We start from the raw sequence: 6,698 nt of genomic DNA on the forward strand, positions 1-6,698 counted from the left end.
GTTGGGGAGGGAGTCTAATTCTTTCCCCCAATGATTGGGAGGATTGAGGGGAGTAAAAAATCCAACTTATTTTCGTGGCGATTATGAATCGGAAAAAACTACGCTCTATCGTTTTTTACCTGCACAGATATATTGGTTTTTTTGTTGGACTCTTACTAATTGTCGTTGGGTTAACAGGTAGCTTGTTAGTATTCGAGCAAGATTTTGACCACTTTATGATTAGTCAACAGTATGGACATATTACTCCCCAACCGGTGCAGTTATCTCCAGAGTCTGTAGTGAATACAATTGAGGCGAAGTATCCCGCGCGAGGTGATTTCCATCTTTTTCGGATTTATTTGCCAGATACTCCTTCTTCTCCCTACGTGGGGCAGTTGTCATCAACTGATGTGCAAAGGAAAGAGGTTTTTATCAACCCTTATACAGGCAAAATTATCGGTGAGCGGATAACGGATAAAACCCTCATTGGTCTAATGCTTAATTTGCACTACAGCTTGATGGCAGGCGAAATCGGAACTGCAATTGTTGGTATTGCTGCCTTTTTAATGTGTATACTTACCATCACAGGTTTAGTTCTCTGGCCTGGTTGGCGTAAGCTAATTGCAGGCTTCAAAATCAAGTTTGATGCTCATCCCAAGCGGGTGAACTTTGACGTTCACAAAGTGGCTGGCATTATCACTGTGGTTTTTTTATTCTTTACTGGCTTTACGGGCTTTTGCTGGAACTTCTACGATTTGACTAACCCGATTATTTACGCTGTTACATTCACCCAAAAACCATCCGAGCCAGTATCCAAGCCAATTCCTAGTAAATCACCCTTAGGATTGACAGAACAACTGAAAATTGCCGATGCTGCCTTACCTGGTGCTGTTACCAAAAGCATTTATTTTCCTAGTAAACCAGAAGAGGCTCTACAAATTCGCATGAAGTTACCGCAGGAAAATGAAGAGTATGGGAATAGTAATGTTTATCTCGACCAGTATAGTGGTAATGTTTTGCGAGTTGACAGTGCTTTAAAGATGGCATTGGGCGATCGCCTCCTCAATTTTTTTATACCTCTGCACTACGGTACTTTTGGTGGCTTACCCACCCGCATTCTCTATGTGTTCGTTGGACTTGCACCACTGCTTCTTTTTGTTAGTGGTTTTTTGATGTGGTGGTATCCCTATCGGGCTAAACGTAGTATAAGCGATCGTGTCATATAACTATCACAGAAGCTTTGAACTTAACTGAGAACTGACCAATGCAAATCCATAATCCAAAATTGATATAAGTGCGTACTTTCATTATCGTTTGGCTCGGTCAAACTGTTTCTATCATTGGCAGCAGCATGACCGCATTTAGTTTCAGTATCTGGGTGTGGGAACTCACGAATCAAGCTACAGCACTAGCATTATTTGGTTTCTTTGCACAAGTGCCGCAAGTTTTAATTACTCCCATAGCTGGGGTGATTGTGGATCGCTGGAACCGTAAATACCTAATGATAGTTGGCGACACCGTGAGCGGGCTGTTGACTATTACTGTCTTACTGCTTTACGTAACTCATAATTTGCAATTATGGCATCTCTACGTGGCTGTAGCTGTCAAGGGCACTTTTGAAGAGTTTCAAGGACTAGCATACTCAGTATCAGTATCAATGATGGTGCCTAAGCAGCAGTATAGTCGTGCTAACAGTATGGGCTTTCTGGTAACTTTCAGTTCAGTTATCATCGCACCAGCGCTAGCAAGTACCCTCTACGTAGTCATTGGTATTGCAGGTATTTTAATTATCGATATCATTACTTTTGTGATTGCTGTCAGTACAGTGCTTCGAGCACATATTCCGCAACCATCCATGACAGAAGTAGGCATACAAAGTCGCACAAATTTGAAGGAGGAGCTTTACTTTGGCTGGCGCTATGTTGCCGCACGGCCCAGCCTGGTTGCCATGCTAATATTGGTGTCGCTGTTTTGGTTTGCCTTTTATTTTGGCAATTCCCTTATTACTCCCCTAATTATGACACGTACTGACAATGATACTAAGGTATTAGGTACTGTATTTTCAGCAACAGGGTTGGGCGGCTTTATTGGGGCGTTGCTCATAAGCGTTTGGGGTAATCCCAAGCGCCGAATACATGGAGTGCTGCTGGGTATGATGGGTGCTGGCTTGAGCCAAACAGTGTTTGGTCTGGCGATAATGCCGTTGATTTGGATTCCGGCTAAATTCTGTACATCTCTCAATTTACCAATACTTGGCAATGCTATTGATATTATCTGGATGAGCAAGGTAAAACCTGAGGTGCAGGGGCGTGTTTTTGCCGTGCGCTCTATGATGTTGCTGGTCACTTCGGCCTTAGCATACTTGATAGCTGGACCACTAGCCGACTACGTTTTTGAACCAGCAATGATGTCGGGGGGGAGTCTCGCACCCATATTGGGCTGGATATTTGGCACAGAAAGAGGCGCGGGCATGGCACTGTTGTATGTAATCTCTTCACTAAGCATGTTACTTCTTGGCTTAGGTGGATATGGGTTTCGTGTGTTACGTGACGTAGAAATCATCCTGCCCGATCATGACGCCAGTGCAGAGTAGTCGGTGGCGGAATTTAACAGTAACTTTGAATCGTTTCCAAGGAAGTGAACATGATTAGGCAAGATTCTCTAAGTAATTGTCGTTTCTGTTGTGTTGTTTCTAAAGCTAATGGTGGAGATCCCATCGACTCGACACGCACTTTTCAATAGCATTTGAAATGCTTATTTTAGTAACTGTAAAACATGAAGGAGCCAAAAATGCTGGTATTAGGTTTTTCTGGAGGAGCGGAACTTGTTCACGAGAAAATACACGGATTTCCAAACTTATATTGTCATGACTCGGCAGCTGTTTTAATTGAAGATGGAAAAGTCGTTTTTGCAATAGAAGAAGAAAGACTCAATAGAATAAAACATACGAACAAGTTTCCCACCCAATCATTGCAGTTCTGCTTGAAAAGCCACGGTGTAAAATTGCAGGATATAGACTTGATTGCCTTTTACAGCTCAAGAGATAACTTGGATCGAGATCTTAAGGGATTTTTTTTACAATATGGTTATGCGCCAGCAATTGACACCGTAACTTTTTTTCAGCACCTCTTCCGCAAGGGATTAAACTCTGAAATAGATCCAGATAAGCTCCGTTTTGTTCATCATCATCATGCACATGCAATGAGCGCACTGGCACTTTCTGGTTATGAAAGCAGCCTCGTAACCACATTCGACGGATCGGGGGACAATAGTTCTGGTATGGTTTTCGAGGGGAAAGGAGGGATGCTTAAGCAAATCATCGATACTCCAATCTCAAAATCTCTTGGCGGTTTCTATCATGACATAATAGCTTTTTTGGGGTATAGCTTCTTTGATGAATATAAAGTGATGGGGCTAGCTCCTTATGGTAATCCAGAAAGGTATAGAAGTTTATTTCAAACACTATACACACTACTTCCCAAGGGAGATTACGTGATTCACAATGACAAGATAATCTCACTGTTTAATTTAAAGCTACCACGTCGAAAAGGGGAACCCTTCACGCAAACGCATAAGGATATAGCCGCCTCTCTCCAGGAAGCCTTGGAGGAAATAGCTTTTCATGTTATTCGATTTTATCAACAGGAAACCAAACAGAAAAATCTATGTATGGCTGGGGGAGTGGCGCATAATTGTACTCTTAACGGAAAAATATTGCGCTCTGGAATGTTTGAAAATGTATTTGTTCAGCCAGCAGCTCATGATGCGGGATGTGCCTTAGGAGCAGCTTTCTATGCCTACCATAAGGCTAATCCAATGGCTAAGAAACTTTTCAAACTAGAGCATGTATATTGGGGAACAGATATCGGGAGCACTTTCTCAATATTGAGCCAATTGAGACAATGGCAAGATTTTATTGCTTTCGAGCAATTGATGGATGTAAGTGGACAGACTGCAGAGTTGCTAGCTAATGGTTATGTTGTGGGATGGGTTCAAGGTCGCTCAGAGTTTGGCCCTAGGGCGTTAGGGAACAGAAGTATTCTTGCAGATCCTCGCCCGGAAGAAAATAAAGAGCGTATCAACAAAATGATTAAAATGCGGGAAGGCTACAGACCTTTCGCTCCATCTGTTTTAGAAGAGGAAGTAGATGAATTATTTGAAGTTCCGCCTGATAAAAAACAACTCCCATTCATGATATTTGTGGTTAATGTTAAAGAAGAAAAACGGAAAATTCTGGGGGCAGTGACTCATGTAGATGGAACAGCAAGAATACAAACTGTATCACGGAAAACAAACAAAATATATTGGGACTTAATTCACTCGTTTAAAAAGTTGACAGGCGTTCCAGTTTTGCTTAACACATCGTTTAATAACAACGTTGAACCAATTATAGATTCTGTTGAAGATGCAGTGGTTTGTTTTTTAACTACAGGACTGGACTATCTTGTTGTGGGAGAGTATTTAATTAAAAAAAAGGAAATATCTTGGGGAAATTTTCTGTCTGTTAGGCTTTCATTACCCCCACACATTTCGTTGCATCAGGTTAAGAAGTCTAATTCAGACGGTAAGTTTAGCAATTTATCCTATATAGGAAATAGTTACGATGCAGAGTTTCAGGTTGAAGTGTCAGATGAAGTCTTTCGTGTTTTAACTTTGGCAGACAGTGAAAAGACTATAGCAAGCATCCTTGGGGAGGATGGCGAAACTGAAAAAGAAAAAGCTCAAAGAATCGTTCAGGAGCTTATGGAATTATGGTCGCGGCGTTTGATTTTGCTACGACCGTGAATAAACTAACTCGTTGAGTTTTCGGATCATCTCTAAAAAGTATCTTCATCATTAAGATGGCATCGTTAACTATGTCACCAAGCAGCCTTTGAGCCAACCCTATTATTCTGGCGAAATTGCGATCGGAAATTATGACTTCTATAATCCGTTGATTGATATTTCGGGTCTACTCACTGAAGACAAACGACTGCTCTATCGCTTCAATGCGGCATACCAGTATTCTGATAGCTTTGTCAATTTTATCAATCAGAAGTCGTTTTTTATCTCACCTGCTTTAACCTACAAAATCGGGGATGCAACGACTTAACCTTGAGCTACGAGCTTTGTAATCCTTTCATTTGGAAGTGAACATAGTGATCCAAAATTCTCTAAACAATTGCCGTTTCTGCTGTGTTGTCTCTAAAGCTAATGGTGAAGACCCCATTGGCTCGGCACCCACTTACGAACACTGTCTAGCTCTTGAGATGCAACTTCCTTGGACTGAAAAACGTTGGCAGGAAAATCCTCTGCTCCAGTCGGCGATGACTCTGATACAAAAGCTGATTTTTGAGCATGGAATCAACATTAGGGGTCAGTTGCTTGTTCCAGATAGCGAATACTCTCGTCCTGATTATACTCGCGTACTCTATTACCGCCGACCCGCAAAGCTTTTTGCAAAGTTTGAAAAGCATGAGTTTATCATTCCCGATTCTGAAGTTGGCTGCTTCGTGATGGCGTTATTGGAAACATTGGTTCACTCGCCAACTGTGCTGCCTGATTACGAGCAGTATCGGCAACAAACTAGTCAGATTCGTGAGTTAATGGTCTGTACTGATGGTAATGTTGACGTTGCTTGTGCCAAATTTGGTTATCCCATCTATCGCAAGTTGCGCTCTGAGTTAGCTACTGCCTCTAGTGGACAACTGCGTGTGTGGCGATGCAGCCATTTTGGGGGACACCAGTTCGCACCCACCCTGATTGATTTGCCTTATGGACACTACTGGGGTCATTTGACGCCAGAAATATTGGAACTCCTAATTTGGCATAATGGTTCCGTCACGGGGCTATACCCGTTCTACCGAGGTTGGGCTGGTTTATCCAAGTTTGAGCAAATCGCGGAGCGGGAGATATGGATGCAAGAGGGTTGGGACTGGCTCAATTATCACAAATCGGGTCAAGTGCTGGCAATGGATGAAGCAGATGAAGAGTGGGCTGAAGTATGCATTAATTTTTCGGCAGAAGATGGAAGTATTAAGGGTGCTTATGAAGCTAGATTGGAGGTAAACGGCTCTGTAATGACCGCTTGGGACTCAGGTAATCAGCTACCTTTAGAGGAAGTTAAGCAATATCGCGTTAGTCATCTAGTAAAAGTAGCGTAGAAATATATGCTAAATAATTTCCTTGTCTTTTAACTAAGGCAATTTCATAACGATCGCCAAAAACTTTTGTATTTTATAATACCTTAGCCAAAATAAGAGGATTGTCAATCTTCCAGCGATCGCCCCCACTGCCAAAACCCCGATCATGCTGAAAATGATTAGCTTAATTGGCAAGTCGCTGAGACTGAAAACATACAGCGATCGCTTTTCAAATTCCCAGTTAACCATCAGAAATTGTACTGGATTAACGTATCGCGGATTGATCCGCAAAACTAGCGATGCCTACGGCGGCAAGCTACGCAATGGTGGGAGTGGACTATGAAGAGAGGCGACTGATAGAAATAATTGATACATACGAGTTATCACTATTTATCAATATTTATTTCTTCTTCAATCTGTTCGATAACTATTGTGCGTCTGTTTTTCGCTCAAACGCAGAATGCGTTTCGCTGAAACAGCGAAATCAGGAAAATAGTGATCTAATCGGACTAGCTTTAGTTACAAGTTGTTTGAATAGTAGTTATAGCAACCGCCAAGGCGATTAGGACGCTGTGCGAAGCACATCTTCCATAGCAT

7 protein-coding genes are annotated in these 6,698 nt (G+C 42.1%); 6 read left to right on the forward strand and 1 reads right to left on the reverse strand.

All coding sequences use genetic code 11. The annotated features are described in order from the left end of the window. Positions 1-83 precede the first annotated feature (83 nt). The 5 genes from PUQ00_RS08445 to PUQ00_RS08465 all read left to right on the forward strand — a co-directional run bounded on the left by PUQ00_RS08445 (position 84) and on the right by PUQ00_RS08465 (position 6,122). On the forward strand, positions 84-1,205 hold the full coding sequence (locus tag PUQ00_RS08445) for a PepSY-associated TM helix domain-containing protein (protein WP_300415093.1): 1,122 nt from the start codon (positions 84-86) through the stop codon (positions 1,203-1,205). 68 nt (positions 1,206-1,273) lie between these two features. Further along, positions 1,274-2,572, forward strand: coding sequence for an MFS transporter (locus tag PUQ00_RS08450; RefSeq protein WP_300415095.1), 1,299 nt, complete (start codon positions 1,274-1,276; stop codon positions 2,570-2,572). A gap of 197 nt (positions 2,573-2,769) precedes the next feature. Continuing rightward, a complete protein-coding gene (locus tag PUQ00_RS08455; RefSeq protein WP_300415097.1) occupies positions 2,770-4,764 on the forward strand; it encodes a carbamoyltransferase C-terminal domain-containing protein in 1,995 nt (664 codons plus the stop codon). Positions 4,765-4,852: 88 nt separating this feature from the next. Next, positions 4,853-5,071, forward strand: a complete 219-nt coding sequence (locus tag PUQ00_RS08460; RefSeq protein WP_300415099.1) for a hypothetical protein — start codon at positions 4,853-4,855, stop codon at positions 5,069-5,071. Positions 5,072-5,117: 46 nt separating this feature from the next. Then, positions 5,118-6,122: a sucrase ferredoxin gene (locus PUQ00_RS08465; RefSeq protein ID WP_334757459.1), complete on the forward strand. Its 1,005-nt coding sequence runs from the start codon at positions 5,118-5,120 to the stop codon at positions 6,120-6,122. A 33-nt stretch (positions 6,123-6,155) separates the two neighbouring features. Here PUQ00_RS08465 and PUQ00_RS08470 read toward each other — a convergent pair whose 3' ends face one another. After that, complete coding sequence (locus tag PUQ00_RS08470) at positions 6,156-6,350, reverse strand: hypothetical protein (RefSeq protein ID WP_300415101.1); 195 nt, start codon at positions 6,348-6,350, stop codon at positions 6,156-6,158. 50 nt (positions 6,351-6,400) lie between these two features. On the opposite strand from PUQ00_RS08470, the gene PUQ00_RS08475 reads away from it, so the two are divergent. Beyond that, a complete protein-coding gene (locus PUQ00_RS08475; RefSeq protein WP_300415103.1) occupies positions 6,401-6,667 on the forward strand; it encodes a hypothetical protein in 267 nt (88 codons plus the stop codon). Positions 6,668-6,698: the final 31 nt, after the last annotated feature.

The organism is Nostoc sp. S13, assembly GCF_029379315.1.
Classification (GTDB): domain Bacteria; phylum Cyanobacteriota; class Cyanobacteriia; order Cyanobacteriales; family Nostocaceae; genus Nostoc.